At 73.0% G+C, this 2,303-nt stretch carries 2 protein-coding genes; one reads left to right on the forward strand and one right to left on the reverse strand.

What is annotated here, in order from left to right:
* The first annotated feature begins 220 nt into the window (after nt 1-220).
* Entirely contained in the window at nt 221-1,159 is a 939-nt protein-coding gene (locus TSO221_RS26960) for a heparan-alpha-glucosaminide N-acetyltransferase (protein ID WP_109121606.1), read from the forward strand.
* Nucleotide 1,160: 1 nt separating this feature from the next.
* On the opposite strand, the gene TSO221_RS26965 is transcribed toward TSO221_RS26960, so the two are convergent.
* Nucleotides 1,161-2,183, reverse strand: a complete 1,023-nt coding sequence (locus TSO221_RS26965; RefSeq protein WP_109121607.1) for an MBL fold metallo-hydrolase — start codon at nt 2,181-2,183, stop codon at nt 1,161-1,163.
* Nucleotides 2,184-2,303: the final 120 nt, after the last annotated feature.

The following is a 2,303-nucleotide window of genomic DNA, read 5'->3' on the forward strand; positions in this document are numbered from 1 at the left end:
CACAGGCGACGGACAACGTGGACACCCCGTTCTCATACCCCCTCCCCCGCCCCGGGAGAGGGAGGGGCCCGCCGCGTTGCGGCGGGAGGGTGAGGGTCAGTGCAAGGATCCTTGAATTTACCCTCACCCGGCCGCCTGCGGCGGCCACCCTCTCCCGGGGCGGGAGAGGGATTCAAGCTCCGCCGTGGACAGCCTACCCGCAATCGGGCATCAACGCCGCATGCCCGCCGTGCCGCCTTCCCCCTCCGCCGCCCGCCTCCCCGTCGTCGATGCCGCGCGCGGCGTGGCGATCCTCGCCATGGCGGCCTACCACCTGAGCTGGGACCTCGACTTCCTGGGGTTCGCCCGGCTCAACCTGCTGGAGAACCCGTTCTGGCTGGCGGCGCGCACGGCGATCCTCGGCAGCTTCCTGCTGCTGGTCGGCGTCAGCCTCGTGCTGGCGGCGCAGCGCGGGTTCGACCGGCGGCGGTTCCTGTGGCGGCTCGGGCTGCTGGCCGGCGCGGCCGGCGCGGTGTCGGCGGTGTCCTACGCGCAGTTCCCGGACAGCCCGATCTTCTTCGGCGTGCTCCACCACATCGCGGTGGCGAGCGTGCTCGGCCTTGCCTTCCTGCGCCTGCCGGCGTGGGCGAACGCGGCGCTCGGCGTCGCGGTCTGGGTGCTGCCGGACCTCACCAGCGTGCCGCTGTTCGACCAGCCGGCGCTGCAATGGATCGGGCTGATGACCTTCCCGCCCGACTCCAACGACTACGTGCCGCTGTTCCCGTGGTTCGGCATCGTGCTGTGGGGGATCGCGCTGGGACAGCTGTGGCGCGGGCGCGGCGCGCCGGCGGCGTGGCGGCCGGGAGGCGCCGGCGGCCGGGCGCTCGCCTGGATGGGGCGCTGGAGCCTGCCGATCTACCTCGTGCACCAGCCGGTGCTGTTCGGCGCGCTGTCGCTGCTGGTCCTGCTGTCCAGCGGGCCGGACCGCGACACGCGGGACTTCCTGACCAACTGCGAGGCCGGCTGCGCCACCAGCGGCCAGACCACCTGCGCCGCGCAGTGCCGCTGCATCGCCGACGAGCTGAAGCGCGCCAACCTCTGGCAGGACGTCCTGGCCAACCGCTACACCGGCGGCACCCGCGCCGCCGTCGCCGCGGTGGTGGTCGGGTGCAAGCGGTGACTCACGCCCGCCGGTAGCGGTCCGCCCCCGCCCCGCGCTTGCGCACCACGCGGCCCTGCCGCACGAGGTGGTTCAGGTGCGCGATCGCCTCGCCGACCGCGAAGCGGGTCTGGTGGACGTCGAGCTTGCGGGTGAACATCGCCTGCATGACCTCGTAGGCGGTCGCCGGCCCGGCGCAGGCGGCCACCGTCTCGTCGAGGCGCTCACCGTGGTGCTCCACCAGCTCGTCGATGCGGCCGTGCAGGCCGGTGAAGGGGTGCCCGTGCGAGGGCAGCACCAGCGCGTCCGCCGGCAGCGCCTTGAACGCCCGCAGCGTCTCCAGGAAGTCGCTCAGCGGGTCGGAGTCCGGCTCGTGCGGCCAGACGCTGACGTTCGGGCTGATCTTCGGCAGGATCTGGTCGCCGGCGATGAACAGGCCGCGCGCCTCGTCGAGCAGGCAGGCCTGCTCCGGCGCGTGGCCGCGGCCGACCACCACCCGCCAGCGGTGCCCGCCGACCTCCAGCGCGTCGCCGTCGTGCAGGCGGTGCAGCGCCGTCGGCAGCGGCACCACCGCGCGCCGGTAGCCGTTCGGGCGGTTGATGACCGCCTCGATCATGTCCTCGGGCAGGCCGGCGGCGCGGTAGAAGCGCTCGACCTGCGGGCGCGCCAGCTCGTCCGGCTCCAGCGTCAGCATGCGGCCGTACAGCCACTCCGTCAGCGTGGCGTGGAAGGTCGCGTCGAAGCGCGGCGCCAGCCAGCCGGCCAGCCCCATGTGGTCGGGGTGGAAGTGGGTGGCGACCACGCGGGTGATCGGCCGGCCGCCCATCACGCCGGCGAACAGCCGTTCCCACAGGGCGCGCGTCGCCTCGCTGTTGAAGCCAGTGTCGACCAGCGTCCAGCCCGGCCCGTCCTCCAGCAGCCACAGGTTGATGTGGTCGAGCGCGAAGGGCAGCGGCATGCGGACCCAGTGGACGCCGGGCGCCACCTGGACCGTGCCGGCCTCCACGGGACGCTCGATGGACGACGGGAGGGCGGCAGCGGTCATGGATGCTCCGAACGTTTAGGCCCCGACGGTGTCCGCGGTCATCTGGCGCAATCGGAAGCGCTGGATTTTTCCGGTTGCCGTTTTGGGCAGGTCCTGGACGAAATGGATGTGGCGGGGGAA

The organism is Azospirillum sp. TSO22-1, assembly GCF_003116015.1.
GTDB lineage: Bacteria > Pseudomonadota > Alphaproteobacteria > Azospirillales > Azospirillaceae > Azospirillum.

Bases quoted from the DNA above. Each gene is read 5' to 3' on its own strand.
- TSO221_RS26960 (WP_109121606.1), top strand. From the start codon at position 221: ATGCCCGCCGTGCCGCCTTCCCCCTCCGCCGCCCGCCTCCCCGTCGTC.
- TSO221_RS26965 (WP_109121607.1), bottom strand. From the start codon at position 2,183: ATGACCGCTGCCGCCCTCCCGTCGTCCATCGAGCGTCCCGTGGAGGCC.